Origin of the sequence: Streptomyces sp. NPDC047028 (genome assembly GCF_040644095.1) — a bacterium.
Classification (GTDB): Bacteria; Actinomycetota; Actinomycetes; order Streptomycetales; family Streptomycetaceae; genus Streptomyces.
This window is the reverse complement of sequence record NZ_JBEYVS010000005.1, coordinates 1-26,685: the sequence shown is the minus strand read 5'-3', so window position 1 is coordinate 26,685 and position 26,685 is coordinate 1. Positions and strand designations below refer to the sequence as shown.

At 72.8% G+C, this 26,685-nt stretch carries 21 protein-coding genes; 4 read left to right on the top strand and 17 right to left on the bottom strand.

The genetic code is table 11. The features are described 5' to 3' along the window. Positions 1-49 precede the first annotated feature (49 nt). The 13 genes from ABZ854_RS06550 to ABZ854_RS06490 form a co-directional block, all read right to left on the bottom strand. A complete protein-coding gene (locus ABZ854_RS06550) occupies positions 50-1,396 on the bottom strand; it encodes a VWA domain-containing protein (RefSeq protein ID WP_361205254.1) in 1,347 nt (448 codons plus the stop codon). 108 nt (positions 1,397-1,504) lie between these two features. Further along, positions 1,505-3,172, bottom strand: coding sequence for a PP2C family serine/threonine-protein phosphatase (locus tag ABZ854_RS06545; RefSeq protein ID WP_361205251.1), 1,668 nt, complete (start codon positions 3,170-3,172; stop codon positions 1,505-1,507). A 3-nt stretch (positions 3,173-3,175) separates the two neighbouring features. After that, the gene (locus ABZ854_RS06540) at positions 3,176-5,653 is read right to left on the bottom strand and encodes a tetratricopeptide repeat protein (RefSeq protein WP_361205248.1); all 2,478 of its coding nucleotides are present in this window, start codon (positions 5,651-5,653) and stop codon (positions 3,176-3,178) included. Continuing rightward, positions 5,650-6,924: a hypothetical protein gene (locus ABZ854_RS06535; protein WP_361205245.1), complete on the bottom strand. Its 1,275-nt coding sequence runs from the start codon at positions 6,922-6,924 to the stop codon at positions 5,650-5,652. Before ABZ854_RS06535 ends, ABZ854_RS06540 begins: the two co-directional genes overlap by 4 nt. Before the next feature lie 61 nt (positions 6,925-6,985). Continuing rightward, positions 6,986-8,020, bottom strand: coding sequence for a glutamate ABC transporter substrate-binding protein (locus tag ABZ854_RS06530; RefSeq protein ID WP_361205242.1), 1,035 nt, complete (start codon positions 8,018-8,020; stop codon positions 6,986-6,988). Between the two features lie 14 nt (positions 8,021-8,034). After that, complete coding sequence (locus ABZ854_RS06525) at positions 8,035-9,477, bottom strand: hypothetical protein (protein ID WP_361205239.1); 1,443 nt, start codon at positions 9,475-9,477, stop codon at positions 8,035-8,037. A 220-nt stretch (positions 9,478-9,697) separates the two neighbouring features. Then, on the bottom strand, positions 9,698-10,681 hold the full coding sequence (locus ABZ854_RS06520; protein WP_361205235.1) for a BadF/BadG/BcrA/BcrD ATPase family protein: 984 nt from the start codon (positions 10,679-10,681) through the stop codon (positions 9,698-9,700). Then, positions 10,672-11,937: a 6-phospho-beta-glucosidase gene (locus tag ABZ854_RS06515; RefSeq protein WP_361205232.1), complete on the bottom strand. Its 1,266-nt coding sequence runs from the start codon at positions 11,935-11,937 to the stop codon at positions 10,672-10,674. The genes ABZ854_RS06520 and ABZ854_RS06515 overlap by 10 nt, the downstream gene beginning before the upstream one ends. 7 nt (positions 11,938-11,944) lie before the next feature. Continuing rightward, positions 11,945-12,841 carry a carbohydrate ABC transporter permease gene (locus tag ABZ854_RS06510; RefSeq protein ID WP_361205229.1) on the bottom strand — a complete coding sequence of 299 codons (897 nt, stop codon included), beginning with the start codon at positions 12,839-12,841 and terminating at the stop codon, positions 11,945-11,947. 2 nt (positions 12,842-12,843) lie between these two features. Beyond that, the gene (locus ABZ854_RS06505) at positions 12,844-13,809 is read right to left on the bottom strand and encodes a sugar ABC transporter permease (protein ID WP_361205226.1); all 966 of its coding nucleotides are present in this window, start codon (positions 13,807-13,809) and stop codon (positions 12,844-12,846) included. Positions 13,810-13,811: 2 nt separating this feature from the next. Beyond that, positions 13,812-15,164, bottom strand: a complete 1,353-nt coding sequence (locus ABZ854_RS06500; protein WP_361205223.1) for an ABC transporter substrate-binding protein — start codon at positions 15,162-15,164, stop codon at positions 13,812-13,814. 67 nt (positions 15,165-15,231) lie between these two features. Beyond that, positions 15,232-16,443, bottom strand: coding sequence for an ROK family transcriptional regulator (locus tag ABZ854_RS06495; protein WP_361205220.1), 1,212 nt, complete (start codon positions 16,441-16,443; stop codon positions 15,232-15,234). Positions 16,444-16,683: 240 nt separating this feature from the next. Continuing rightward, positions 16,684-17,787: a mechanosensitive ion channel family protein gene (locus ABZ854_RS06490; RefSeq protein WP_361205217.1), complete on the bottom strand. Its 1,104-nt coding sequence runs from the start codon at positions 17,785-17,787 to the stop codon at positions 16,684-16,686. A gap of 381 nt (positions 17,788-18,168) precedes the next feature. On the opposite strand from ABZ854_RS06490, the gene ABZ854_RS06485 reads away from it, so the two are divergent. Continuing rightward, positions 18,169-18,705, top strand: a complete 537-nt coding sequence (locus tag ABZ854_RS06485) for an HNH endonuclease (protein WP_129309149.1) — start codon at positions 18,169-18,171, stop codon at positions 18,703-18,705. Positions 18,706-18,797: 92 nt separating this feature from the next. Here ABZ854_RS06485 and ABZ854_RS06480 read toward each other — a convergent pair whose 3' ends face one another. Next, positions 18,798-19,280: a DUF3515 family protein gene (locus ABZ854_RS06480; RefSeq protein WP_361205214.1), complete on the bottom strand. Its 483-nt coding sequence runs from the start codon at positions 19,278-19,280 to the stop codon at positions 18,798-18,800. 181 nt (positions 19,281-19,461) lie between these two features. Here ABZ854_RS06480 and ABZ854_RS06475 point away from each other — a divergent pair, with 181 nt between their 5' ends. Both ABZ854_RS06475 and ABZ854_RS06470 read left to right on the top strand, forming a co-directional pair. After that, positions 19,462-20,478 carry a hypothetical protein gene (locus ABZ854_RS06475; protein ID WP_361205211.1) on the top strand — a complete coding sequence of 339 codons (1,017 nt, stop codon included), beginning with the start codon at positions 19,462-19,464 and terminating at the stop codon, positions 20,476-20,478. Then, positions 20,475-21,020: a TlpA disulfide reductase family protein gene (locus ABZ854_RS06470; protein ID WP_361205208.1), complete on the top strand. Its 546-nt coding sequence runs from the start codon at positions 20,475-20,477 to the stop codon at positions 21,018-21,020. The genes ABZ854_RS06475 and ABZ854_RS06470 overlap by 4 nt, the downstream gene beginning before the upstream one ends. 31 nt (positions 21,021-21,051) lie before the next feature. Here the strand turns inward: ABZ854_RS06470 and ABZ854_RS06465 are convergent, their stop codons facing one another. The 3 genes from ABZ854_RS06465 to ABZ854_RS06455 all read right to left on the bottom strand — a co-directional run bounded on the left by ABZ854_RS06465 (position 21,052) and on the right by ABZ854_RS06455 (position 26,179). Then, positions 21,052-22,089, bottom strand: a complete 1,038-nt coding sequence (locus tag ABZ854_RS06465) for an alpha/beta hydrolase-fold protein (RefSeq protein ID WP_361205717.1) — start codon at positions 22,087-22,089, stop codon at positions 21,052-21,054. 99 nt (positions 22,090-22,188) lie between these two features. After that, positions 22,189-23,379 (bottom strand): serine hydrolase domain-containing protein, encoded by a 1,191-nt coding sequence (locus ABZ854_RS06460; RefSeq protein ID WP_361205207.1) that lies wholly within the window; start codon positions 23,377-23,379, stop codon positions 22,189-22,191. Positions 23,380-23,560: 181 nt separating this feature from the next. Beyond that, complete coding sequence (locus tag ABZ854_RS06455) at positions 23,561-26,179, bottom strand: helix-turn-helix domain-containing protein (RefSeq protein WP_361205204.1); 2,619 nt, start codon at positions 26,177-26,179, stop codon at positions 23,561-23,563. A gap of 138 nt (positions 26,180-26,317) precedes the next feature. On the opposite strand from ABZ854_RS06455, the gene ABZ854_RS06450 reads away from it, so the two are divergent. Further along, positions 26,318-26,545 (top strand): hypothetical protein, encoded by a 228-nt coding sequence (locus ABZ854_RS06450; protein ID WP_361205201.1) that lies wholly within the window; start codon positions 26,318-26,320, stop codon positions 26,543-26,545. The last annotated feature ends 140 nt before the right edge of the window (positions 26,546-26,685 follow it).

Genomic DNA, 26,685 nt, shown 5'->3' with positions numbered 1-26,685 from the left:
GTCGGCGCTTCCCCTTCTCCTAAGGGTCCGTGGTACTCGCTTGCAAGGGTCACTTCTTCACGCGAACGGTCTTGGTGGACCGGGTTTCGAGAGTCATCTCGTCGGCTTCCGCGACCTTCGCCTTCAACCGCACAGTACCTGTCGCCGCGTCGACCACGTCCACCACCTTCGCAAGCAGTTTCGCAGTATCCGCGTTCCCCGACGCCCCGGCGAGCTGAACCGCCCGCCCCAGTTTGGCCGTTGCTCCGTCGAAATCGCCTGCTTTGCGCAGATCGAGCCCTTGCTGGATGACCTGTGCCAGTTCGGCCTGGCCGGTGTAGTGCGCGACCTGGGGATTGATCGAGGTCGAGGCGGTCATGTCGTCGGTCCACACGGCCCGTACGAGCCCCTGCGCCCCGAGGTTCTGTACCGTTCCGTCTGTTTCCGGGATGACCAGCGAGACCCTGGCGGCGAGCATCTCCCGGCCGATACCGGCCGGCGGGACCTCGACGCAGAGGTGGTAGTCGCGGGACTCGTCGCCCCAGGAACCTGTCGGATAGTCCCCGGCGCGCGGCCCGGCCTGCGTGCGACGGCCGGTCAACTCCTCGACTGTGGGCGCGACTTGCTTGACGAAGCGGATGCTCGTGCCGACCGGCGTCCACACCCTGAGGGCGACGTCGGCGACCTCCTTGCCCATCGCCGTCTCCATCATCCGCGTGAAGTCGGCGGCGAGCGCGGCCGGATCGGCCACGATGTCGGCGGTGCCGAGCAACGCGGAGGCGATCCCTGTGACTTCTTTCACTTCCCAGTCGGTGCCCACGCCCCGCGCGTCACACGTGAACCGGCCGGCGCAGGCGTCGAGCGCGGACTTCAGGTCCGCGGGCGCCTCGTGCTCGTTGCGGCCGTCGGTGAGCAGGATGCCGTGCCGGATGGCGACGTCCGCCGAGGCGAGCAGGCGGTCGGCGAGCCGCAGCCAGGTGCCGATGGCCGTACCGCCGCCCGCGCTCAGCCGGCGCAGCGCCTCCCTGGCCTCGGCGCGGGTGCGCGCGTCGGCGACCGCGAGGCGCCCGCCGCCCGGATAGACCTCCGTGGCGACGTGCGTGCCGCCGATCACCGCGAAGTGGACGCCGTCGCGCAGGGTGTCGATCGCGGCGGCCGTGGCGTCACGGGCGTTGCGCATCTTGGCCGGCGGGTAGTCCATGGAGCCCGAGCAGTCCACCATGACCGCCACGGCCGCCGACGGGCCCTGCCCCGGCCCGTACAGGTGCGGGGCGGTGACGGCGCTGCCGATCGTGCCGCCGCCGGTCGCCGACACCGTGACGATCGCGTTGACCTCGCTGCCGCCCTCGGGCAGGTACTCGTTCTGGTAGACGTCCATCGAGAACTGCGGCACGTTCGACTTCGCGAAATTGGCCATGACTGATCGAATCCCCCTCGAATCCCCCTCGGACACCTGGCCGGTGTGAGGCGGTGACGTGGACGGTCCGGTCCCCTCCGGTCCGTCGGTTCTCTCCCCTGTCCGGCCTCAGGCCGATCCTGCCCCGTGCGGCGGCGCGGGGAACGGCAGGATCGCCACTGTTACGTTGTCGTGGCCCCCGCCGTCGAGCGCGTGTCCGACCAGGACCCGCGCGCTGTGCAACGGGCGTTCGGCCGCGTCCGGGGGCACGACGTCGGCCATCTCCCCGGCCGTCTCGGCGTAGTTCCACAGACCGTCGGTGCAGACCACGACGACTCCGGGCCGGTCCGGTTTGAACGACGCGGTGTGCGGCTCCAGTTCGTAGGCGTCGGCGCCGAGCCAGCCGGTGATCGCGTGGGCGCGCTCGTCGGCGTAGGCCTCCGCCTCGCTCATCAGGCCCGCGGCGACCATCTGGGCGGCCCAGGAGTCGTCCTCGGTGAGCCGGGCCGTGGGCGTGCCGCGGTCGTCCGGCACCCAGTAGGCGCGGCTGTCGCCGACCCAGCCGACCACCAGGAGCCCGGCGGCGACCACCGCGCCGACGATCGTGCACGCCGGGGCGTTCTGGTGCGGGTCGTGCTCCCGCGCCGGGTCCGGTTCCCCGGCGAGGGCGTTCACGGCCTGCGAGGCGGCGATGATCGCCTCGTGCATCGCGGCCTGCGGGTGCGTGCCGCGCGGCAGGGCGGCCAGCAGGGTCTCGCCGGCGGCCCGGGACGCGGCCAGGGAGGCCTCGTCGGGGCGGGTCGCCGAGGACACGCCGTCGCAGACGATCGCTAGGACGGCCGGGGTGCCGTCGGGCAGCGCGGCGATGTCGACGGCGAAGGCGTCCTCGTTGCGGTGGTGGCGCAGCCCGCGGTCGCTGACGGCGGCCACCGGACCCGACTCCCGCTCCATGTGGTCGCGTTCCCGTGGCTGGGCGTGCCCGCAGTTCTCGCAGTACCCGTCGCTGTCCACCCGCCCGGCCCGGCAGGCCACACACACCTGCGCCGAACCATCGCCGACGGCGGCCTCCGCCGAACCGGCTTCACCGGCACCAGCGTCGGCCCCGCCGGCATCCGCGTCGGCGCCCGGGACGGCCGCCCGGGGGTCCGGCGCCTGGAGCGGGTAGTCGTCGGGCTGCGGCGCACGGTCGAAGCGGACACCGGGGGCCGGTACTTGCTCCTGACCGGACTCGGACGTACCCGGCCCACCCGGCCCACCCGGCGCACCCGGCGTACCCGGCCCACCCGGCGCACCCGGCGTACCCGGCCCACCCGGCGCACCCGGCGCACCCGGCGTGCCCGGTCCGCCCGGCGCACCGGCCCCCTCCGGGGTGCCCGAGGGCTCGCCGCCCCCGGCCGCCATCAGCGGCTGTCCGCTCAGCGGGGAGCCCCCCGAGTCCGTGCCCGGCAGGTCGGTGGGCAGATGGACGGGCGGCTGGGCACCCGAGCCGGCCGGACGGGCGGCTGGCCAGTCCACATCGCCACCCTCCCCGCCCTCACCGGCCACATCGGCACCGGCCGTGCCGGGCCCGTCGGCCACGGCCGTGGCCGCCCCGGTCAGCGGGCCCGGGCCGGCGCCCGCGGCCGTGGTTCTCCCCACCGCCGACGCGGTCATCGTCAGCGTCGGGTGGTCCCGCGGCGGTTCGGGTACGACGGACAGGTCGTACCCGCACGCGCCGCAGAACAGGTCACCCGGTTCGAGCGGTTCCGCGCAGCTCGGGCACTTGGCCAGTGCGGCCTGCTGGGGCATCTGCGACATCGACTACACCCACGTCCGGGGGCGGTAACGGTTCGCCCGTTCCACCAGTTCGATCCTCTCCTCGCCGCCGGGCGCCAGCCGGGCCAGCGTGCGGTAGGCGCGCTCCAGGCCGAAGCGGAGGCCCCGCTCGTCCAGGCCGCTGCCGAGCAGTACCCGCCCACCGGTGGCCGGCCCTGCGCCCTCACCCGTGGAGAGTATCCAGTCCAGCGCGCAGCCGAGCACCTCGGCCGACAACTGCTCGCGCCGGGCCGGGTCCAGGCCGTACGCCTTGAGCGCCTCGACCTGGCCGGCGGCGGCGGTCAGGTCGTCCAGGAACGGTACGTCACCCGCGGCGGCCGTGCGCTCCCGCAGCCGGGCGCGGACGGCCGCCACCCGGGCCGCCGTGTAGTGGATGGACGACTCCGGCACCGACTCCAGCGTCCCCACGGCCCCGGTGCGGTCGCCGCCCGCGAGCCGCACCCGGGCCAGCCCGAACGCCGCGCTCACGAAGCTCGGGTCGGTCGCCCACACGAGGTGGTAGTACTCGGCGGCGTTGTCCAGCTGCCCCAGCACCTCCGCGCACAGGGCGAGGGCCAGCTTGGGCGCGGCCTCGCCGGGGAAGGCGTCGTAGACCGCGTCGAAGGAGAGCGCGGCGCCCTCGAAGTCACCGGTCACCAGGGCGGCCACGCCCCGGTACCACACCACCCGCCAGTCCTCGGGCTGTTCGTCCTCCAGCTTGGCCAGGGACATCAGCGCGGACTGGTGGTCGCCGCTCTCCAGCCGGGCCCGGACCTGGCGCAGCCGGGTCTCGACCGTGCGCACCGGCGCCGCGTCCAGGGCGGCGAGCAGCTCGGCCGGCGCGGACGCCATCAGGCCCGCCAGGAAACCGGCGTTGGGGTCGCCCGGGTCGACCAGCGGGACGGGCAGGGCGAGCGCGGCGGCGGGCACGTCGACGGGTCTGACCAGCGATGCCGGCGGCAGCGCGGCCGGCGCGGGGGCGGTACCGCCCGCGGTGGTCTGCCGGGCGCCGAGCCGGGACACGTCCCCGGCGTCCGACGGGAACAACACGGTGTCGGGCACCCGGACCTCGGGCCCGAACAGCGTCGACAGAGCGGGCCGCGCCTGCCCGCTCTGCAGCGAGACGACCTCCCGCAGCACCCCGGTCAGCTGCTCGGCCATCTCCTGCGCGGAGGCGAACCGGCGGGCCGGGTCGGGGTCGGTGGCGCGGACCAGGAGCCGGTAGAACGACTCGTACCGGCGGAAGACCTCGATGGTGTCCGGGTCGGGCAGGGAGTCCACGTAGACGTTCGTGTACCCCTGGAAGTCGAACGTGAGCACGGCGAGCGTACGGCCCACCGTGTACAGGTCGCTGGCCACCGAGGGGCCGACCTCGGCGACCTCCGGACCCTGGTAGCCGACCGTGCCGTAGATCGCGGACTCGTCGTCGTCCATGCGGCGCACCGCGCCCATGTCGATCAGCTTCAGCTGGTCCTCGGTCTGGATGGCGTTGTCGACCTTGAAGTCGCAGTACAGCACGTTGCGGCTGTGCAGGTGGCCGAGCGCCTCCAGCGCCTCGATGCCGTACGCGCAGGCCTGCTCCACCGGCAGCGGATCGCGGCGGCCGTCCGGGGTGCGGCGGGCGTTGGCGATCTCCTTCAGGGACTTGCCGCCCACGTACTCCATGACGATGTAGCCGTCGAGGGAGCCGGTGCGCTGGTCCAGGTGCTCCACGAAGTTGTAGATCCGCACGATGTTGGCGTGCTCGATCTCCGCGAGGAACCGCCGCTCGGAGATCGCGGCGGCCATCGCGTCCTGGTCGCCGGTGTCCAGCAGACCCTTGAGCACGACCCACCGGTCGGACACGGCCCGGTCCACGGCCAGGTAGATCCAGCCGAGCCCGCCGTGCGCGAGGCAGCCCGCGACCTCGTACTGGCCGTGCACGATGTCCCCGGTCTTCAGCTTCGGCACGAACGAGTACGGGTGCCCGCACTTGGTGCAGAACCCCTCCGTGCGCCCCGGCCGCTCCCCGCGGGCCCGCCCCACCGGCGCCCCGCAGTCCGAACGCGAGCAGAACCGCTTGCGCTCGGGCACCTCCGGGTGGTCCAGCACCATCGCGCGCGGGTCGGGCCGCGGCACCTGCGGCACGCTCACCAGTCCGGCGCCGAGCCGGCCCCGTGTGGAGGTGCCGGACGCCGAGCCGGAGCTGCGCACCGACACCGAGCGGCCGGTCGACGTGCCGGACAGCGACCGCGACAGCCGCCCCGACACCGAGCGCCGCGACTTCGACGACTGAGACGACGTACGGGAGCTGCGCGCGCTGGAGTGCGAACCACTGCCCCGCGAGGAGCCCTTGGTGACGCCGGTGGGCGGCGAGCCGACCATGCCGCTCGTGGACACGACCGGGGCGAGCCCGCACGTGTCGCAGTACAGCTCGCCGCCGCCCACGTCCTCGTACGAGCCCTCGCAGCCCGGCCGCTGGCAGTTCTGCCCGGCCTGACTCATGACCGCTCCCCCCTGTCGTCCTCCGGCACGCGCGGGGTGCCGAGCAGTTCCTGGGCCGCCCGCTGGTAGCGCAGCACGGCCTGTTCGGCGACGCGCAGGTCGCAGGGCGCGCTCCACAGCATGCGCCGGGCCGTGTCGTACCGCTCGACGAGCAGCGTGTCCTCGGCGTACCCGAGGCGGGCCACCTTCGCCTTGTACGCGTCGAGCCGGCCGCGCAGCTCCGCCCGGACCGCGAGCGGCGCGGTGACCGCCGTCAACGACTCGCGGGCCCGCAGCAGTTCGTCCTCCGCCTGCTGCTCCAGGGCCTCCAGCAGCGGGGAGAGCCGGTGCCACTGGGCCTGCCTGCGGTACTCGGCGGCCGCCGCCAGCCGCTCCTGGAGCACGGTCGGTGGCCCGCTGACCACCGGCACCTCCGTCGCCGCGATCTTCGCGAGCACCTCGCCGCGCGCGGTGCGGGCCTCCGCGAGGGTGCGGTCCGCGCGGGACAGCACGTCCCGCAGCCGGATCAGCCGCGCCTCCGCGTCCTGCCGGACCGTCAGCACGGCCTCGATCTCGCGGCGCACGTCCTCCAGGGCGCGCGCCTCGCGGTCGTACACCGTGGTGTCCGGGCGGCCGCCGCCAGGGGCCGAACTGCCCTCGGCCGGCACCCAGAAGGCGAGCGGGTCGGAGACCACGTCCTCGCGCAGCGCCGTCAGCGTCCGGGTGATGTGCTCCAGGTCGTCGCCCGCCGGGTGCTCGCCGGGGCGCACGCCCACCGAGTGCGCGAGCCGGCGGGTGCGCTGGAGCTCGGCGGCGAGCAGATCGATCCGGGCGGGCAGCGCCGACCACACCGCGTCGGCGGCGACGACCAGGTCCAGCGAGGACGCGTACAGCTCGTTCATCCGGTCCACCAGCGCGGTCAGCGAGTAGCTCTCGCTGAGCCGCCCGGCGCCGGGCACGGCGACGGTCTCGCCGCGCAGCAGCCCCGTCAGCTCCACCAGGTCGTCCCGGCTGGACCAGCGGCGCCGCGAGCGGATCTCCCGGGCGGAGCGCAGCGCGGCCGCGTACGCGTCGAAGCAGGCCCACAGCAGCGTGATCGCCGCGTCCGCGGCGGCCCAGCGCTCCTGAGTGACGCCGGTCAGCGCGGCGCCCTCCAGGAGCCTGCGGCCCGCGTGGTCCTGGAGGGCGAGCAGCGACGTCTCGATCGCCTCGTGCTCGGCGCCGAGCCGCGCCAGCGCACGGTCCACCTCGTCCCGGTCCATCACCGGCCCGGCGGGGTCCGTGACGCCCATCGATCACCTCTCGCTGCTGTGTGGCGGGCCTGGTGCGGCCCCGGTCGGTCGGCCTCGGGGTTCAGCTCGTGCGCAGGTACCGCGGCGCGGGCGGCTCGGACGGTCCCGAGTCACTCCCCAGTGTCGCCGACAGCCATGTGTCGTAGGACTTCTGCCAGCCGTTCGCCCGGTAGTCCACCAGGACGCGGTTGACCCGGCGTACCAGATCGGAGGCGTCCTTCTTCATCGCCACGCCGTAGTACTCGGTGGTGAACGGCGTGCCCTTCAGTTCGACCGTCGGGTCCTGGGCGGCCTGGCTCGCCGCGAGCGCGCCGTCGGTGACGACCGCGTCGACCTCGCCGAGCTGGAGCCGGACCAGGCAGTCCAGCTGGTTGGGCACGGTGGTGGACAGGTCCGTGGACGCGGGCAGCCGGCCCGACCTGCGGTCGGCGTCGAGCTTGGCCAGCGCGGTCGAACCGGCCGCCGTACAGACCTTCTTGTGCGCGAGGGAGTCGTCGTACCCGGTGATGGACGACGACTTGGGCGCCAGCACCTGCTGCCCGGTCTTGAAGTAGGGCGCGGAGAACGCGACCTGGTTCAGCCGGTCGCACGTGATGGTCATCGTGCGCACCACCATGTCGACCCGGCCGTTCTGGATCGCGGGGATGCGCTGGCTGGTCGGTATCGCCTTGAACTGCACCGCGTCCGGGTCGCCGAGTATGTCCGCGGCGATCCGGTGCACGAGGTCGATGTCGAAGCCCTCCAGCTCCGCGCCCTCGGTGTTCGGGTTGCGGTAGCCCCAGCGGTAGCTGTTCTGGTCGATGCCGACGACCAGTTTGCGCTTGGCGCCGGTACGGGCCTTGATGGCGTCGATCGTGGGCCCGTCCGCGCCGGACGGCGCCAGCGTCTGGTTCTGCGCCTGGTCCTCCCGGCAGTCGCCGGCGCGTGCCTGCCGGCCGCTCGCCACGCCCGGCCCGGCCGTGGCGTCCGCCTCCGGGGGCGAGGACTGGGTGCGGGGGAGCAACAGGACGAACGCCAGCGCCAGCGCGCACAGCACCGCCATGGCGCCGACCCCGCCCCAGCCCCGCAGGGAGGCCCGTGCACGTGCCGCGTACATCGTCATGCCCCCTGTCACCGGTACTCCGAAAGCCTGCGCCCGATGCCGGCCACCGCTCCCGCCGCACCGAGCACGCCCAGCACGGCCGCGCCGATCGGCAGCCCCGTCATCGCGTCCCGGCCGTCACCGGCCGCCCGCTGGAACTCGGCCTGTTCGTGGTCGATGGCCCCGGCGAGGTTCTTGTCGACGCTGTCGAAGCACGCGCCGGTGGCGTCCTTGCCGCCGATCACCTTGTCCAGCGCCTGCTGGTAGTTGCCGTTCTCGTCGTCGGCGCGGGCGGCGGCGTGCCGCTGCTTCCACACCGCCATGTTGCCCTGGGCCGCCCGCACCGGCCGGGTGCCGGCCGTGTCGTCGGCGAGCTTCCCGGCCGCGGTGAGGCCCTTGCCGAGGACGGTCATGTCCTGGTCGAAGTCGTAGTAGTAGGCGTCGTACGTCCTGCCGTCGACCGTGACGGTCTCGGCGCCGCGCGAGACCAGGCTCAGGTTCTCGTTGCCGCGCGCCTTCAGGGAGGCGATGCGGGCGTCGTGCAGGACGTTCAGGGAGCGGATCCCGTGGTCGTAGGAGCCGTCCAGCTCGGCGCGCGCCACCGCGTGGCCGATCACCAGCCACAGCAGGGCCACCGCGGTGGCGCCGGAGGCGGCCACCAGACCGTGGTTGAGGACGCGGTTGGTGCGCCGGTACGTGCGGTGCTGGGCCCAGCCGAGCGCGGCCAGGGCGAGCAAGCCGAGCGCGATCGCCGCCCACGGGTACGGCGTCGCGTTCCCGTAGTCGGCGTCCAGGCGCTGGTTCTCCTTGGTGTAGAGGTCCTCGGCGGCCGGGAGCATGTCCTTCTGCATCTTCTCGTTCGCGTACCGCAGATAGGCGCCGCCGACCGGATAGCCCTGCCGGTTGTACGTCCGGGCCCGCTCGACCAGGCCCTTGTACTCCGGCAGCAGCTTGTTCAGCCGGGCGATGGTCGCCTCGGAGGACGAGCCCGGTTCGGCGTTGGCGGCGGCCGTGACCAGTCCCGAGGCGGCCGTACGGATGTCCTTCTCGTAGCGGTCGCGGGAGGCCGCCGTCTCCTGCCCGCCCGCCAGGAACCCGCTGGACGCGGCCGTGTTGGCGTCGGCCAGCGAGCGGTAGATGGCGGCGGAGCCGGAGCTCAGCGGCTGGCTGCGGTGCAGCACGTCGTCGGCGGCGGCCGCCCGCTCCGAGGTCTGCCACGCGGTGACCGCCCCGAACGCGACGACCAGCAGGGCGAGTACGGCACCGATGACGCGCAGCCGGCCCGGCTCGGTCGTCACGGCCGCCCGCAGCCGCTCGGCGCCCTCGGCGAGGGCGGTACGGCGGGCGGGCGGCACGAGGGACAGGGGGCCGGGGGCCCCGGCGGAGGCGGGCGGTGCGGGCTGGGGAGGCACGGCGGGCAGGGCGGGACCCGCCACTGGTGGCGCCGCGCTGTGCTTCGGCGGGTGTGTCACTCGACCTCCCCCTGGTCATCCGGTCGCCGCACAGTATCGCCCCCCGACGGGCATGCTGCACGAGCCTCCGGCGGAGGGGGCGTTTTCTCTCCGGCACCCCTGCCCATGGAAACGCGGTGGGGACACACCTGGTTCCCCGGGGCCGCCGCCCCCGGACCCCCGCTTCGGCCTCCGGCCTCGTCCTCGAACGCCGGACGGGCTGATCGGAAGCCCGGTCACCTCAGTTCTCCCAATAAGCCCTCGCCCGCCGCTGGGCCCCCGTCCCGGCCCCCAGCCGGTCGAGGCCCAGCAGGGCGGCGCCCAGCACCGGGCGGGCCGTGACGACCCGGACGTCCGCCTTCGGGGCCCAGCCGGCCAGCCGTTCCCGGATGCCGTCGTCCAGCTGGGCGTGACCCGCCGTCAGGACACTGCCCCCCAGCAGCACCGGGGTCTCCTCGTCCAGCAGGTCCAGCCGGGTCAGGGCCACCGTGGCCATGGTGGCCACCTCCTCGGCGAGCCGGCCCACGACCGAACGGGCCACCGGGTCGCCCTGCGCGGCCGTCTCGAACAGCACCGGCGTCAACTCGTGCCGCCGCGCGTGTTCCACCTTCTCCAGATGCAGGGCCTCGATCAGCGCGTACATCGTCGGCAGCCCGAAGTGCGCGGGCAGGGTGCGGGCCAGCGCGGTCGGCTCGCCCCGCCCGTCCTCCGCGCGCGCGGCGTGCCACAGCGCCTCCTCGGCCAGCCCCCAGCCACCGCCCCAGTCCCCGGAGATGCGGCCCAGCGCCGGGAAGCGGGCGGTGCGGCCGTCGGGGCGCATGCCGACGCAGTTGATGCCGGCCCCGCACACCACGGCCACGCCCCGGGGCTCGGCGACGCCCGCGCGCAGGATCGCGAACGTGTCGTTGCGGACCTCCACCGACGTGCCCCACGCGCGCGCGTGCAGCGCGGCCGCCAACTGCTCCTCCTCCACGGGCAGATCGGCGTTGGCGAGACACGCGGACAGGACGTCGACCCCGGTCACGCCCGCCTCGCCGAACGCCCGTCCCACCGGTTCGGCGAGGGCGTCCAGCGCGGCCGCCACGCCCACCGTGGGCGGCCGGAAGCCGCCGCCGCGCGCGGTGGCCAGCACCTCCCCGTCGGCGCCGACCACGGCCACGTCGGTCTTGCTGTTGCCCGCGTCGATGGCGAGGACCCTCGCGGTGTCGGTTGCGGTCAGGCCCACGCGAGATGCTCCCGGTTGTGCGCGATCAGTCGGTCGGTGAGGGTGTCGGCGTAGGCGTACTGGCCGATCAGGGGGTGGGCGAGCAAGGCGCGGAATACGCGGTCCCGGCCGCCGCGCAGGGCCGCCTCCAGGGCCAGGTCCTCGTACGCCGTCACGTTCGCCACCAGGCCCGCGTACAGCGGGTCCAGCTCCGGCACGGGCAGCGGGGCGGTGCCGGACGTGCCGACGGCCGCCTGCACCTCGATCACCGCGTCGTCCGGCAGGAACGGCAGCGTCCCCTTGTTGAGCGTGTTGACCACCTGGTAGGGGCTGCCCGCGCCGCCGAGCAGGGCCGCCGCCAGGTCCACGGCCGCCTCCGAGTAGTAGGCGCCGCCCCGCTTGGCCAGCAGAGCCGGCTTCTCGTCGAGGGCCGGATCGCCGTACATCGTGAGCAGTTCCTTCTCCATGGCGGCGACCTCGGCCGCCCGGGACGGCTTGGTGCGCAGCTCGTCGACGACCTGGTCGTGCGCGTAGTAGTAGCGCAGGTAGTACGACGGGACGACGCCGAGCCGGTCCAGCAGCGCACGGGGCAGCCGCAGGTCGTCGGCGACGGTGTCGCCGTGCTCGGCGAGCAGCTTGGGCAGCACGTTCGCGCCCTCGGGGCCGCCGAGGCGCACCCCCGTCTCCCAGGTGAGGTGGTTCAGGCCGACGTGGTCCAGGTGCACGTCGGCCGGGGTCACCCCGAGCATGGCGGCGAACTTGCGCTGGAGCCCGATCGCCACGTTGCACAGGCCGACCGCCCGGTGACCGGCCTGGAGGAGGGCGCGGGTGACGATGCCGACCGGGTTGGTGAAGTCGATGATCCACGCGCGTGGGTTGGCACGCCGGACCCGCTCGGCGATGTCCAGGACCACCGGGACGGTGCGCAGCGCCTTGGCGAGGCCGCCGGCGCCGGTGGTCTCCTGGCCGACGCAGCCGCAATCCAGCGGCCAGGTCTCGTCCTGCTGCCGGGCCGCCTGCCCGCCGACGCGCAGCTGGAGCAGCACCGCGTCGGCGCCGTCGACGCCCGCGTCCAGGTCGGAGGTGGTGACGATCCGTCCGGTGTGGCCCTGCTTGGCGAAGATGCGGCGGGCCAGTCCGCCCACCAGTTCCAGCCGCTCGGCGGCCGGGTCGACGAGGACCAGTTCCTCGATGGGCAGGGTGTCGCTGAGCCGGGCGAAGCCGTCGATGAGTTCGGGGGTGTAGGTCGAGCCGCCGCCGACCACGGTGAGTTTCATACAGACATCAACCCTTTACTCCGGTGAGCGTGACGCCCTCGACGAACGCCTTCTGGGCGAAGAAGAACACGAGGATCACGGGGGCCATGACGAGCACCGTCGCGGCCATGGTGAGGTTCCAGTCGGTGTGGTGGGCGCCCTTGAAGGACTCCAGGCCGTAGCTGAGGGTCCAGGCGCCGGGATTCTCGGACGCGTAGATCTGCGGGCCGAAGTAGTCGTTCCAGGCGTAGAAGAACTGGAACAGGGCGACGGCCGCGATGCCGGGCTTCGCCATCGGCAGGACGACCTTCAGCAGGGTGCGCAGGTCGCCGCAGCCGTCCACCCGGGCCGCGTCCAGGTACTCGTTCGGGATGGTCATCAGGAACTGCCGCAGCAGGAAGATGGAGAACGCGTCGCCGAACGCCATCGGGATGATCAGCGGCCACAGCGTGCCCGACAGGTCCAGCTGCTTCGCCCAGAAGAGGTACATCGGGATGATGACGACCTGCGGGGGCAGCATCATCATCGAGATCACCAGCATCAGGGCCAGGTTGCGGCCCCGGAAGCGGAACTTGGCGAGGGCGTACGCCACCGGGATCGACGACACGACGGTGAGCACGGTGCCGAGACCGGCGTAGATCAGTGTGTTCTTCCACCAGGTGAGGAAGCCCGGGGTGTCGAGCACGGCCTTGTAGTTGCCCCACTCCCACGTGTGCGGGACGAGGTCCCGGCTGAGGGCCTGGCTGTCGCTCATCAGCGAGGTGAGGAACACGAACACGAAGGGGAGGGTGAAGAACAGCGCGGCGGCGACCCCGAGGGAGTGGACGGCGACCCACTCCAGCAGCGCCCGGCGCTTCGCGGTCCGCTCGGCGGCGTACGACACCGGGGGCGCGGGCCGCACCGGCTTGTCCAGTACCTGGGTCATGGTCAGTCACCTGCCTGGATGAGACCGCCCCGGCGCCGCATCAACAGCGCGGTGAACGCCATCGACAGGGCGAACAGCACCAGGGCCACCACACACGCGGAGCCGTAGTCGAAGCGCTGGAAGCCGAGGTTGTAGACGAGCTGGGGGAGGGTGAGCGTGGACTTGTCCGGGTAGCCGGGCTCGAACTGGGTGCCGGCGCCCTGGATGACACCGGAGGCGACCTTCCCGGCGATCAGCGGCTGCGTGTAGTACTGCATGGTCTGGATCACGCCGGTGACGACGGCGAACATCACGATCGGCGAGATGTTCGGCAGGGTGACGTACCGGAACCGCTGCCACGGGGAGGCCCCGTCCAGCTCGGCCGCCTCGTACTGCTCGGTCGGCACGTCCAGCAGCGCGGCCATGAAGATGACCATCAGGTCGCCGATGCCCCACAGCGCGAGCAGGGTGAGGGCCGGCTTGGACCAGGTGGGGTCGTTGAACCAGCCGGGCGCCGGGATGCCGACCTTCTCCAGGATCGAGTTCACAGGTCCGGTCCCCGGGTTGAGCAGGAACGCGAAGGCCATGGTGGCCGCGACCGGCGGGGCCAGGTAGGGCAGGTAGAACAGGGTGCGGAAGACACCCGTCGCCGTTTTGATCTTGGTGATGAGCAGGCCGACGCCGAGGCCGAAGGCGACCCGGAGCGTCACCATCACCACGACCAGCCACAGGGTGTTGCGCAGGGCGGGCCAGAACAGCGGGTAGTGCTCGAAGACGTACGTCCAGTTCTTCCCGCCGCTCCACGTCGGCGCCTTGAAGCCGTCGTAGTGCATGAACGAGAAGTAGACCGTGGAGATCAGCGGGTACGCGAAGAAGACCGCGAAGCCGATCAGCCAGGGCGACATGAAGGCGAGCGTGCGCAGCGCCTTCCTGCGGCGCCTCGACGCGAGGCTGCCGGGGCGCCTCGTCACCGACGGGATGGCACTCATGGCTACTCGGCCTGTGCGATGTCGGTGTCGATCTGCGCGGCCGTCTTCCTCAGCCCGGCCTTCAGGTCCGTGACCTTGCCGCTCTCGTAGTCGTACCCGAACTGCTGGATCGTCACCAGGTACACCCCGCCGTTGATGGACGCCGGAGTGGTGGTGGACTGCGGGTCGGCGGCGATGTCCAGGAACGTCTTGAAGCGCGGGTCGTACTTCAGCTTGGGGGACTTCAGCGCGGCCAGGGTCGAGGGCACGTTGTGGATGCCGTTGGCGAAGCCGACCACCGCGTCGGTGTCGGTGGTGATGTACTTGACGAACTCCCAGGCCGCGTTCTGCTTGTGGCTGTTGGCCGCGATGCCCGCGATGGTGCCGGTGATGTAACCCTTGCCGTACTGGTCGGCCTGGTCGTCCGGGACGGGCAGCGGGGCCACCCCGATGTCGAACGCCGGCTTGGCGTCCTCGGCCATGCCCAGGCGCCACTCGCCGTCGAGCTGCATGGCGACCTGCCCGGTGTGGAAGGGGTGCTTGGCTCCCCACTCGTCACCGAGGGTGGACCGGTACTTCTCCAGCCGCTTGAACCCGCCGAGTTCGTCCACGAGCCGCTTCTGCAGCTCGAATCCCTTCGTGAACGCCGGGTCCTTGGCGAGGTTCGACTTGCCGTCCTTGTCGAAGTAGGTGGGCGCGAACTGGGCGAAGTAGTGCTCGGTGGTGGTCTCCCAGCCGTGGTAGTCCGGCATGAAACCCAGCTGCTGGTAGCCGTCGCCCTTCTCGATGGTCAGCTTCTTGGCGTCGGCCTCGAACTCCGACCACGTCTTCGGCGGATGCGCGATGCCCGCCTTCTGGAACGCCGTCTTGTTGTAGTACAGCCCGTACGCGTCGCCCAGCAGCGGCACCGTGCAGCGGTCGCCGTCGAACTGGGTGTACTCGTTCATCGTCTTCGGGAACGTCGTCTGCGGGTCGATCCCCGACTTCTCGAAGAACGGGTTCAGGTCGACCAGCGCCCCCGAGGAGCAGAACTTGCCGACGTTGTTCGTGGTGAACGACGAGATCACGTCGGGCGCCTTGCTGCCGCCGCTGCGCAGCGCCTGGTTGATCTTGTCGTCGGTCATGTTGCCGACGACGTTCACGTGGATGTTGGGGTGCGCCTTCTCGAAGCCGTCGACCAGGGACGTGACGGCCTTGACCTCGTTCGGCGCGCTCCAGGCGTGCCAGAAGTTGATCGTCGTGTCCTTGGTGGCGTCGTCGTTGGCACCGGAGTCCGACTGGCCGGTGCAGGCGGTCGTCAGCAGGGCGAGCGACGAGGCGAGAACAGTCAGGGCGAAAGCCGTCTTTCGGGCAGTCGAGGGTATGGCTTCGGGCATGGCGGGATCTCCCAGGGGCGGGGTGGGTGAACTGAGGGACTCAGGACTCAAGGAGAAGGCGGGGGCCTCAGCGGGACGTGTCGAAGACCTCGTCGCGGGTGGCCGCGAGGGCGCGCTCGAGGGCGCCGCGCAGGACCGGGTGTTCACGGACGTCGCCGACGACGAGCCGGGGCCGGGCGGCCGCCAGCTCCTCCAGCTCGGCCTGGACCAGGCCGCGCAGTACCTCGCCGCCGGCCGTCAGCGCGGAGCCGCTGAGGACGACGAGTTCGGGGTCGAGGACGGAGACGAGCGAGGCGAGACCGGTGGCCAGCCGGGTCGCGTAGGTCTGGAGCAGCTCCCGGTAGGGGCCGCTGGTGTGGTCTGCGGCACGGGCCACCAGCTCGGCCGCGCTCTCGGTGTACGGCCCCGGCGGCAGGTTCTCGATGCCGAGTTCCCGGGCCAGCTTCGGCACCGCCTGGGAGCCGGCCAGCTCCTGGTAGCCGCCGCTGTTGGCCTTGGTGACCTGGCGCACCAGGGGCGTGCCCGGCACCGGCAGGAAACCGACCTCGCCGGCGCCGCCGGTCCAGCCCCGGTGCAGCCGCCCGCCGAGGACCAGCGCGGCGCCGAGGCCCTCCTGGTTCCACAGCAGCACGAAGTCCGCGTGGCCCCGGGCGGCGCCGAGCCGGAGTTCGGCGACGGCGACGAGGTTGACGTCGTTCTCGTACTCGACCGGCATCGGCAGCGCCGCCGCCAGTTCGTCGAGCAGCGTGGGGGAGTGCCAGCCGGGCAGGTGGGAGGCGTAGCGCAGCCGGCCGGTGTTGGGGTCGAAGGCGCCGGGTGTGCCGATGACCAGGCGGTGCACGTCGGTCCGGGCGAGCCCGGCGGCCTTGACGGCGCCGTCGAGGGCCTCGCTGACCTGCTGGAGGACGGGCTGGGCCGGGCGTCGGCCGGGGGTGGGCAGCTCGTGCTCGCCGACCGTGCGGCCGGTGATGTCGGCGACGGCGGCGCGGATGCGGTGCGGGGTGACGTCGAGCGCGGCGGCGTACGCGGCGGCGGGGTTGACCGCGTACAGCTGGGCGTTGGGCCCCGGCCGGCCCTCGCTGGTGCCGGTGACCCGGACCAGCCCGGCCGCCTCCAGCCGGGCCAGCAGCTGGGAGGCGGTCGGCTTGGACAGGCCGGTGAGCTTGCCGATCCGGGTGCGGGAGAGCGGCCCGTGCTCCAGGAGGAGGTCCAGGGCGGCGCGGTCGTTCATGGCGCGCAGGACGCGCGGTGTGCCCGGCGTACCGGCCGTTCCTGCCATGTCTGTCGCCACCTGCCCTTCAACTGCTCAGCTTCTCAACATGATCACCGGAAGTCCACCGAGGGTGCCGGGGAGGCTTCCCGGAGAGGGTGCCTTCGGTGATCACTGTTAGGAAAGTTTCCTATTCGGATGGGAGGAACGTAAGCCCAGGACGAAGGGGGAGTCAATAGACAACGGACGACAGCGCCCCCGAGGCAACGGAGTCGTTACCTCGGGGGCGGCCGTCGGGTGGCGGAACGGCTACTTACCGGGTCCGGGCTGGGGTGCGATCGGCGCCGTCGCCCGCGACTGCGGGGACGTGGCACTGGCGTACGCCGACGGCGGCGCGACCAACGCGGTCGGGTCCGGGGCGTCCTCCTCGTCCTCCACGGCCGTCGCACCGCCCACGATGCGGATGCTCGCCGCGTCGAACGCCCGCTTGATCCGCCAGCGCAGCTCCCGCTCGACGGTGGTGGACTTGCCCGGCATGGTCCGGGCCGAGACCCGCACCACCATGGAGTCGAGCAGCACGCTGTCCAGGCCGAGGACCTCCACCTGGCCCCACAGCAGCTCGTTCCACGGCTCTTCCTTGCTCATCTTCTCGGCGACCTCGGTGAGCGTCGCCTTCACCCGGTCCAGGTCCTCGCTCGCCTTCACGGTCACGTCGACCCCGGCCGTGGCCCAGCCCTGGGAGAGGTTGCCGATCCGCTTGACCTCGCCGTTGCGGACGTACCAGATCTCGCCGCCGTCCCCGCGCAGCTTGGTCACCCGCAGGCCGACCTCGATGACCTCGCCGGAGGCCACGCCCGCGTCGATCGTGTCGCCGACGCCGTACTGGTCCTCCAGGATCATGAACACGCCGGACAGGAAGTCCGTGACCAGGTTCCGGGCGCCGAAACCGATCGCCACGCCCGCCACCCCGGCGGAGGCCAGCAGCGGGGCCAGGTTGATCTTGAAGGTGGACAGCACCATCAGCGCGGCCGTGCCGAGGATCAGGAAGCTCGCCACCGAACGCAGCACCGAGCCGATCGCCGCCGACCTCTGCCGGCGCCGCTCGGCGTTCACCAGCAGCCCGCTCAGCCCGCCGCCGTCGCCCGACTGCGCGGACCGGTTCATCCGGTCGATGAACTTGGTGATCGCCCGTCGTACGACCGCTCTGAGCGCGAACGCGACCACGACGACCAGCAGGATCTGCAGGCCCATCGCGAGCCACGTCGACCAGTTCTGCTCGACCCAGCTCGCCGCGTTGTTCGCGCTCTCCTGGGCGTCCTGGAGCGACGGCACGGCCGGAGTCACCGACCCGGACGGGGTCGGGGACGGCGACGGCGACGCGCCTGCGGCGAGCAGGACGGCGGGCAAGGACACGGCGGGTACCTCCATGGTGCTTGCGCGGCCCGTGCCGGTGGGGCGGACGGTCGGGGTCTTCGCGGTCTTCCGGGGCGAAGCGGTCTCCCGAAGCGGGCTTCGGCTTCACCGGAGATCACGAAAAGGTCACCGGACGGACAGAGGCACCACACTAACGGGGCATTGCGTGTGCCCCGTGCCGTTCCGGCCGCCGAGGGCGCAGGAGAGACGGGGCTCACCAGGGCGTGAACAGGGCGGGGTCCTGGGGATGCATCAGGTGTGGTCGAAAACACTCCCAGCCCGTTACCGGGACATGGTGGCGCTTCCACCAGGCATGAGGGGAGACTGACTGCAGATCGTCCCGGCGCGAGCCACGCGCCGCCGACGCCCAAGGAGGCACCCGTGCCGCATGTCCTGGTCCTCAACGCGTCGTACGAGCCCCTCGGCGTCGTACCGCTCCGCCGCGCGCTCGTCCTCGTCCTGGAGAACAAGGCCGTCTCCCTCGAGGAATCCGGCGCCTATATGCACAGCGCGACCGTCACAGTCCCCGCACCCAGCGTGGTCCGGCTCAAGCGATTCGTGCGGGTTCCCTACCGGGGGCCCGTTCCTCTCACCAGGCGCGCGCTCTTCGCCCGTGACGGCGGCCGGTGCATGTACTGCGGCGCCGCCGCGACCAGCGTCGACCACGTCATCCCGCGCTCCCGCGGGGGGCAGCACGCGTGGGAGAACGTGGTGGCCTCGTGCCGACGATGCAACCACGTCAAGGCCGACCGCCACCTCGTGGAACTCGGCTGGCGCCTGCGCCACAAACCCGCCCCGCCGACCGGCCTGGCCTGGCGCATCATCGGAACCGGCCACCGCGACCCCCGCTGGCTCCCCTATCTGCAACCGTACGGCGCGGACGACGCCCTGGCCCGGATCGACGGGATCTCGGCCTGACGCTCCGGGCCTTCGCGTACCCGGCACGGACGAGGCCCCGCACCCGCGCGGCGGCGGGGACTCCATCCGGGCCACCCCCGGGGCCGTACCGGTCACCGGGCGGCCCGGCACTCGTCGGTCTTCGGGGCGGCCGCCACCAGGTGCGAGAGGTCCACGAGCGCCTCGTCGGTGGCGACGCCCGAGCGGATCGCCACCTGGGTCGCCGGTGCGCGGCCGAACGTCACGAGGACCTGGCGGTCCGGAGTCGACTGCCGGGTGTCCAGCACCCAGTCCACGCCGTCCGCCTCGAAGCACGGGTCCTTCGTCACCGTGAGCGCCGTGACACCGCAGCGCAGGATCACGTCCTGGCCGCCCCACACGATCACTCCCGCAAGCCCGACGGACCGGCGCTCCTTTCCCGCCAGCCGCTCGGGTGCCTTCCGGGTGACCTGCCGGCAGTGCTCGTCCCCCGCGCCCCGTGCGGCGGTCAGCCCGCGTGCGGGGTCGTCCAGAAGGTGGGCCGTCACCGCGCCGCCCGCGGTGAGGGCGACGACACCGGAGACGGCGACGACAGCGAGACGGTGTGCACGCTTCATGAACGAATGCCGACTTCCCCCGTGAGCAAGGCATCTGCACGGGCAGCGTAGGCCACCGAGACGCCGGGGTGGGCCCTGGGGCGGAGGGGTGGTCGGCCGAACGGGGGAGCGGGGCGCGCCCGGGGGCTGACGCGGAGGGCGGGCGGGCGCCGGACGATGGGGTCCGGCGGAGGGAGATGTGATGGAGCGCTGGGACCGGATCGGGCGGGCGGCGGCGTACGGGGCGGCGGCGGCCCTTGTGCCGTACCTGGTGATCAAGGTGTCGTGGGTGGTCGGCTCGTTGCTCGGCCTGCTGCCGGTCGGGCGGGGGTTCAGCCTGGGCGAGTGGCTGGTGCTCAACACCATCACGATCGGCATGGCCGCGGCCGGGATCACGCTGGGGCTGGCGCTGGTGCGGCCCTGGGGGATGCGGATTCCCGGCCGGCTGGTGGGATTCGTCGCCTGGGTCGGGTCGGGGTTCCTGGTGTCGATCCTGCCGTTCGTGGTCGTCAGCGCACTGGTGGGTTCGGGGGGCTCCGGGGATTCGGGCGGTGACGCGGCGCTGCCGGGGTGGGAAGCGGTGCTGCTGGAGTGCAGCTTCGTGGGCACCGGGATCGGGCTGGCCCTCGCGCTTCCCGCCTACCTGTGGCGGCGCCGGCCCCCTGCGCTGCGGCGACCCGTGCGATCCGGCACCGGCACCTCAGGGACACCCCCGTGGCCCGCCGTGGCAGCGGCGGTGACCGGCCTCGCCTGGTCGTACTGGGCCGTCGGCGGCACCCTGGGCATCGCGCACCGCGACGAGCGCCCGGCCGACTGGCACGTGCTGGTCGGGGTCAGCGCCTGCTGGGCCCTCGCCGCCTCCGCCGCCGTACTGGCTCTCGTCCGGCGCCCGGCGGCCCGGCTGCCGTACCCGCTGCTGCTCGCGGTGGCGTGGCTGGGCTCGGGCTCGATGTTCGCGTGGAGCGGCTGGCGGCTGCCGGCCACGGTGTACGTGGCCCTGGCGCACCCGAGCGACGTCGCCTACCCGGAGAGCGTCTGGGTCGCCTTGGCGCTGCACGCCACGGCCGTGCTGACGGGGGCCGGGATCATGCGCACGCTTATACGCGGTGCCGGCAGGGAGCGGCGCCTCGTCCCTGCCGGCCATCAGCCACCGGCGGCCCCGCCCGACACCGCCCCGCCCCTCGAACCCGGGAAGGCGGATGGCATGGTCGGCCCATGAGACTCTTCAGAGCCGTATGCCTGGTGGCCCTGGCCCTCTCAATGGCCGGGGGATGCACGGCAGTTCACCTGGACGACGGCCGGGCGCCGGACCCGCGGGAGACGTTCGCCCCCGCCGATCGCAAGGCCATGCCCGATCTGACGGGCACCGCGATCGACGGCCGGCCGATCGCGGTGCACGACTACCGGGGCAAGGTGCTCGTCGTCAACGCCTGGGCCTCCTGGTGCGGTCCCTGCCGGGCCGAGGCGCCCGACCTCTCCGCCGTCCACACCGCACTGCACGCCCGGGGCCTACGGGTGATGGGCGTCGACACCGATATCTCCCGGGCGACGGGTGCCTCCTTCGCCCGCGAGCATCACATCGCCTACCGCAGCCTGCACGACCCGAAGACGACTCAGCTCCTGCGCGTCCCCAAGGGCCTGGTGAACCCGCAGGGCTACCCCTACACCCTGGTCGTCGACCGCAAGGGCCGGATCGCGGCGGCGTGCATCGGCGCGGTCAGCCGGACCGAACTGACCCGCCTGGTCGAGCCGCTGCTGTGAACGGCACGACCGGTCGGGCCCGCGTGACGGATCAGCCGGCCGCCGCGAACGAGGCGGCGAGACGGGGGACGTAGTCGGCGAACGCGGCGGACCAGCAGCCGTAGTCGTGGCCGCCGTCGCAGGTGGGGGAGAGCGAGGAGCCGTCGCCGTAGTCGACGTACCGGCTGGGGATTCCCAGCTTGTCCAAGCGGTTCTCGACCGTGGTGGAGGCGATCTCGGTGAAGTGGTCGATCGGGCCCTGGTTCCCGGTGTAGAGAGTGATGTCGCTGCCGCTCAGCCGGGCCAGGTTGGTGGTGGAGGCCGGGTCGACCTGGTTCCAGACGTGGTCGTCGAAGACGGCGTACGGCGAGCCGAAGATCGCGTCGCTGTCGACGTATGGCCCGTACCCGGTGCACTGTCCGGTGCCGGACGGCGTGGAGGTGCTCACGGCGCACCACGCGCCGGTCACGTTCAGCTCGGTGGCGAGGACCGCCCCGCGGACCGCAGGCATGCCGAAGTCGATGCCCCCGGACAGGCTGGCGACGTGACCGAAGAGGTCGGGCCGGAGTTCGCCGTAGTGCACGGCGCCGAAGCCGCCCATCGACAGGCCGGCGACCGCCCGGTGGGCCCGGTCGCCGATCGTCCGCAGGTTGGCGTCGACGAAGGGCACGACCTGAGCGAGGTGGAACGTCTGCCAGTTCGCCGCGCCCAGGGCCGTGTGCTGCATGACCCAGTCGGCGTACCAGCCCTTCAGGCCGCCGTCCGGCACCACGGTGATCATGGAGTCCGAGTGCAGGGCCGGGGCGGCCGCGGCGTCGTCCACGGTTCCGCCCCCGCCGTGCAGGAAGTACAGCACCGGCCAGCGCCGGCCGGGCTGCGCGGCGTAGTCGTGGGGCAGGAAGATCCGGATCTTGTGCTGCCCGGACAGCTCGGGAGTGGTCACGGTCAGCGTGAAGTCGGTGCTCGAGTGCACCTCGGGCGTGCCGACCTGGGTGAGGCCGTACCCGTCGGTGAAGACGGGGACGGGGGCGGGGCCGTCGTCCGCCTCCGCGTGGGCGGGCGCGGTCATGAACAGCGCGGTCACGGCCATGGTCAGGGCCATGGCCGCGGCGGCGACGGCGGATCGGGTGCGCCGGACCAGGCCGGCCCGTAGCTGGGGCATCAGGAGCGGTGTCATAGGAAGCGTCCCTCAGAGCGCGCAGTACGCGTCGGCCGTCGCCTTGGCGGTGTCCTGCTGGCCCCGGGTGCCGGCCAGCAGATGGAACTCGTTGTTCACGCGGACGACCTGCTGCGAGCCGTCCTCGCTGCTGTACCAGTCGCTGTAGTAGCCGAGGACGGCCCCGTTGTGCCCCCACGCCCATCGGCCGCACGGCAACTTGAGGTGGGCGATGCCCAGCCCGTAGGCGGCGCTGCCGTCGGCGTTCGCCGGGACGGTGGTCTTCAGCTCCGCCTCCTGCGCGGGCGGCAGGAGCCGGCCGGTCAGCAGCGCGCGGGAGAAGGTGGCCAGGTCGTCCAGCGTCGACACGATCGCGCCCGCCGGCCCGAACGCCTGCACGTCGGACGTGCTCACGTCCCGGATGCCGATGCTGACCACCGGATACTCGTACCCGTGGAGGTAGTTGCCGTGCAGGGCCGGGTCGGTGGTGGGGAACGTCGTGTCGTGCAGGCCGAGCGGCTCGATGACCCGCCGTTGGATCTCGGTGGCCGCGTCGTTCCCGGTGACCGCCTTGATCACCATCCCCGCGAGCACGTAATTGGTGTTGGAATAGGCCCACTTCTCGCCGGGCGCGCCGGTGGGCTTGTGCTGCGCGAGTCCGATGTCCACCAGCGACTGCGGCGGCCACGCCCGGTCCGGCTGGGTGTTGAGCGCGTAGTTCAAGGAGAACGACGTGTCCTGGGCGTAGTCCGGCAGGCCCGAGGTGTGGTTCAGCAGCTCGCGGATCGTGATCTTCGAGCCGTCGTAGCCGTTCGCGTCGACCGCGCCGGGCAGCCACCGCTCGACGGAGTCGTCCAGGGACAGCCGGTGCTCGGCCTCCAGCTGGAGCAGGACGGTGGAGGTGAACGCCTTGGTGTTGCTCCCTATCCGGAACTGCGCCTTGGGATCGGCGGCCACCCGGGTGGAGAGGTCGCCGACGCCCGCGTGCGCGTACGCGGCCGTGTCGCCCTGCCGCACCAGGCCGATCACCCCGGGGTAGCCGTCGGTGACGCCCTGCTGGGCACCGCTCTGCAGGATGGCGGCGGCGGAATCGGTCGTGGAGGCGGCCGCGGTCGCCGTATCGGCCGCGTTGTCGGTCGCGGTCGTGGCGCTCGCCGGGACGGCGCCGGTCAGGGCCGCGAACGCGACGATCGCGCCCACGGTGGTCAGACGGAGGGACTTCATCGGAATCGGGCTCCTTCGAAAGGCGGCTCGGCAGGACAGCGGTCCGGGTCCGCCCGTTCGTGATCGGGCCCGGCGCCGCGAACCGGGTGGAGGCGATGCTGCCGACGCGGCGCCGGGACGGACAGGACGAACGACCGGCCACATGTGACCGGCTGTCAGCCCGACCGGCTGACCTGCGCGTTCACGGCGTTCCGGCCCCGGAAGCGGATGGGAAGGTGGCCGCCGAGTAGCGGCGCTGCCGCTCGCGGAAGGTACGGCCGAGGTGGTGCTGGAGCCGGGCGTGGCGGAACTGGTAGACCGCTCCGGTCTGCCGCAGCACCCCGCGGTGGTAGGCGTCGTCCAGGAACGCGGCCGTGTCCCAGGGCAGCCGGCCGGTCAGCGGCAGCCAGATTCGCGTCAGTACGACCCACTGCCCCCAGGCGGTGAAGGCGAGCACGTAGGAGACCCCGCCGCCGATGCCGCCGACCGCGCCGATGAGCAGGCCGTCGGCCAGTCGCCAGTTCAGCGGGCCGAGCACCCCCTGCAACAGCGCGACCACCAGGCCCCCGCTCCCGGCGATCGCCACGGTGAGCGCCGGTGCCACGACGAGGAACTGACGCGCCACCGTGGCACGGTTCGCGGCCAGCAGGCTCACCGGTGTGGCCGCGGCGGTCACGTCCACCGGCGCCTCCAGCGCCGCGACGAGCCCGAACACCAGCGCCGCGGCCGAGCCGAAGATCAGCCCGAAGCACACCATGTTGATCAGCGTGCTCTCGACCGTGTCGGCGTCGGCGAGCGGAGTGCCCCGGAACACCGCGCGCTCGAGGGAGAGGGCGCACGCGTAGCCGACGCCCATGACGAAGCCGCCCAGCAGCCCGTCCCGGAACCGGGCCGCGAAGGTACGGACCGGGCGGCGGCCGAGCCCACCGTGCAGGCCGGGCTGCCGCAACCGCACCCTGGCCGGCTCGAACGCCGTACCGCCCCGGACGGAGATCACCAGGGCGTACGCCGATCCGAACGCGAGCCCTGCCACGGGGCCCATCAGGCACCCTTGCAGGAAGGTCTCACCGGCCCCGGTCCCGGTGTTGAGGAGACCGACGAGCCAGTCGGCCACCGCGACGCTCAGCGCCGTCGCCACCACCACCGCGAGGACGCGCGTCGAGCGCGGCAGCGAGTCGCCTATCCGCCACCAGGCGAGGTCCTGCCGGTCACGGTCGCGCCCGACCAACTGCTGCGCGAGGTAGCCCAGCCAGCGCTCCGCCCGTCCCGCGTCCCAGCCCGCCGGCCGGGGCCGGTGGCCGGCGGTGTCCCGCTCGGGCGCGCGCCGCCGGTAGCTGGCGGGCACGAAGCCCGCCAGGAGGTGCTCCTCCAGGGACCTCACCGTGGGGAACCGCGCGGCGTCCAGCAGTTCGACGGGGTCGCGGTCGGGCACCTCGCTGTACATGGTGCGCGCGAGGACGACCATCAGCGGGGTGGTCAGCACAGCGGCGAGGCGCTCGGCCGCGGGTGCCGCCGGGGCACCGAGCTCCTCCAGGAGACCGTCCCACAGCCCCGGTTCCGGCCCCGGCCCCGGCCGTACGGTCGTGTCGGCGCCGCCCGCGTCACCGGCTGCGTCGGCCCCGGCCCCGCCCGCGCCGGTCCCCGGCACTGCGCGGGCGGCTTTCGGCACCGGGCGGCCGGCTTTCGGCACCGGGCGGGCCGTCCTCGGCACCGGGCGGGCCGTCCGCGGCAGGTAGCCGACGAGGTCCTCGTGGGTGAGATCGGTCAGTTCGACGCCGGCCGCCCACAGCAGCGGTGCGTGCGCGGCGCGGACGGCCTCGGCGAACTCGTCCGGACGGCTGGTGAGCACCAGCGGCAGGGACGTCGCGTTGAGCGACTCCAGCGCCTCTCGCCGCAGGCCCTCGGCGATCTCGTCGAACCCGTCGAGGACCGGCAGGACGAGGTCGGCGTCGACCAGCGCCGCGGCCAGGGGCGCCCCGCGGGGGCCGCGCCGGGCCAGATGGGGGTGGTCGCGCAGCAGCCGGCCGATCAGCCAGTCCCGCAGCGCGGTGGTCGTCGGGTCCCAGGAGCCCAGGCCGAAGACCACCGGCACCCGGCCCTGACCGCCCGACGCCTCGAGGTGGTCCAGCACGAACCGGATGGTCAGGATCGACTTGCCCGACCCGGCCCGGCCGAGAACCACCAACCGCCCGGACGAGATCCGCCGGTACACCTCCGCCACGCTCCGCAGATCACCGCTCAGATCCACCTCACGCGGCAGCGCCCCGGGACCGAGACGCTGGATGTTGTCCGGACGATCCGTCACCCCCGCGGGCGCCGACCGCCACCGCACCGGCAGCGGGAACGGGTCGTGGACCCGTCGGTGCGCCTCCTCCCGCCGCAGGCGCCGCCGCACCTCGGTCGCCAACTCCCGCGCCACGTCGGCCAGCCCGCCGGACACCACCGGGGCGGGCGTCCCCGTCAGTAACGGCACCGTCCCTGGAGCCGGCCCCGGCTCCGGGGTCGGCCCCGGCACCGATACCTCCCCGGGCACACGCGGCGTCGGGGGAGCGTCCCCGTCACCCCCGTCGCCCACCTCGCCCCCGCCACCCCCCTCCCGCGACCGCGCCAGCAATGCCACCAGGCGCTCGCGGTCCTCCCGGCCGAGGTCGAGCGCGTCGGCCAGCAAGTTCACCGTGCCCAGCCGGTGATCGGTGGAGCCCCCGTTCTCCAGCCGGCGGATCGTGCGGACGCTGACCCCGGAGCGTTCCGCCACCTGCTCCTGCGTCAGGCCCGCCTGCGCACGCAGCCGGCGTAACAGCGTGCCGAGCTGATCTGTCACCGAGACGCCTCCCTACTCACCAGTAAGAACCTCGGTGAGCGTACCGGCGGCACCGGCCACCGATGGCCGGTCCCCTGACCTGTGCGAAGAACAGGACGCACGCCACGATCAGTGCTCCGCGACACGTGAGGAATCGAGGTGCGATACCGCTACTGGTGCGGCGAATGCGGATTCAGGACGGCCTGGCTCACCCAGGCGGACGGCGAACGGCAGCAGATCGAGCACTACGCCGGGAAGCACCCCGGCACGCCGCCCGGCGGCCACGTCGAGTCCGCCCGCCGGAACCCGGACGGCGGCCCCGGCTGCCTCCACCTCCTCGCGGTCGTCGTCCTGCTGCTGCTCATCGCCGCCGCCTGCCACCGCTGACACCGAACGAAGAACGCCGACGGAACCACCCCCGCCCGACCACACGAAGGAGTCTCAATGACGAAGTCAAGCCGCTTGCGTGACCGGCGGGGCGGAGGTGAAGATCCGTCCGTCACGCAGCAACGCCCAGAGCACGCCGG

Excerpts from the sequence above, each read along its gene's own strand:
- ABZ854_RS06550 (WP_361205254.1), bottom strand. The coding sequence starts at position 1,396 with ATGGCCAATTTCGCGAAGTCGAACGTGCCGCAGTTCTCGATGGACGTC.
- ABZ854_RS06545 (WP_361205251.1), bottom strand. The coding sequence starts at position 3,172 with ATGTCGCAGATGCCCCAGCAGGCCGCACTGGCCAAGTGCCCGAGCTGC.
- ABZ854_RS06540 (WP_361205248.1), bottom strand. The coding sequence starts at position 5,653 with ATGAGTCAGGCCGGGCAGAACTGCCAGCGGCCGGGCTGCGAGGGCTCG.
- ABZ854_RS06535 (WP_361205245.1), bottom strand. The coding sequence starts at position 6,924 with ATGGGCGTCACGGACCCCGCCGGGCCGGTGATGGACCGGGACGAGGTG.
- ABZ854_RS06530 (WP_361205242.1), bottom strand. The coding sequence starts at position 8,020 with ATGTACGCGGCACGTGCACGGGCCTCCCTGCGGGGCTGGGGCGGGGTC.
- ABZ854_RS06515 (WP_361205232.1), bottom strand. The coding sequence starts at position 11,937 with ATGAAACTCACCGTGGTCGGCGGCGGCTCGACCTACACCCCCGAACTC.
- ABZ854_RS06510 (WP_361205229.1), bottom strand. The coding sequence starts at position 12,841 with ATGACCCAGGTACTGGACAAGCCGGTGCGGCCCGCGCCCCCGGTGTCG.
- ABZ854_RS06505 (WP_361205226.1), bottom strand. The coding sequence starts at position 13,809 with ATGAGTGCCATCCCGTCGGTGACGAGGCGCCCCGGCAGCCTCGCGTCG.
- ABZ854_RS06500 (WP_361205223.1), bottom strand. The coding sequence starts at position 15,164 with ATGCCCGAAGCCATACCCTCGACTGCCCGAAAGACGGCTTTCGCCCTG.
- ABZ854_RS06495 (WP_361205220.1), bottom strand. The coding sequence starts at position 16,443 with ATGGCAGGAACGGCCGGTACGCCGGGCACACCGCGCGTCCTGCGCGCC.
- ABZ854_RS06480 (WP_361205214.1), bottom strand. The coding sequence starts at position 19,280 with ATGAAGCGTGCACACCGTCTCGCTGTCGTCGCCGTCTCCGGTGTCGTC.
- ABZ854_RS06475 (WP_361205211.1), top strand. The coding sequence starts at position 19,462 with ATGGAGCGCTGGGACCGGATCGGGCGGGCGGCGGCGTACGGGGCGGCG.
- ABZ854_RS06470 (WP_361205208.1), top strand. The coding sequence starts at position 20,475 with ATGAGACTCTTCAGAGCCGTATGCCTGGTGGCCCTGGCCCTCTCAATG.
- ABZ854_RS06465 (WP_361205717.1), bottom strand. The coding sequence starts at position 22,089 with ATGGCCGTGACCGCGCTGTTCATGACCGCGCCCGCCCACGCGGAGGCG.
- ABZ854_RS06460 (WP_361205207.1), bottom strand. The coding sequence starts at position 23,379 with ATGAAGTCCCTCCGTCTGACCACCGTGGGCGCGATCGTCGCGTTCGCG.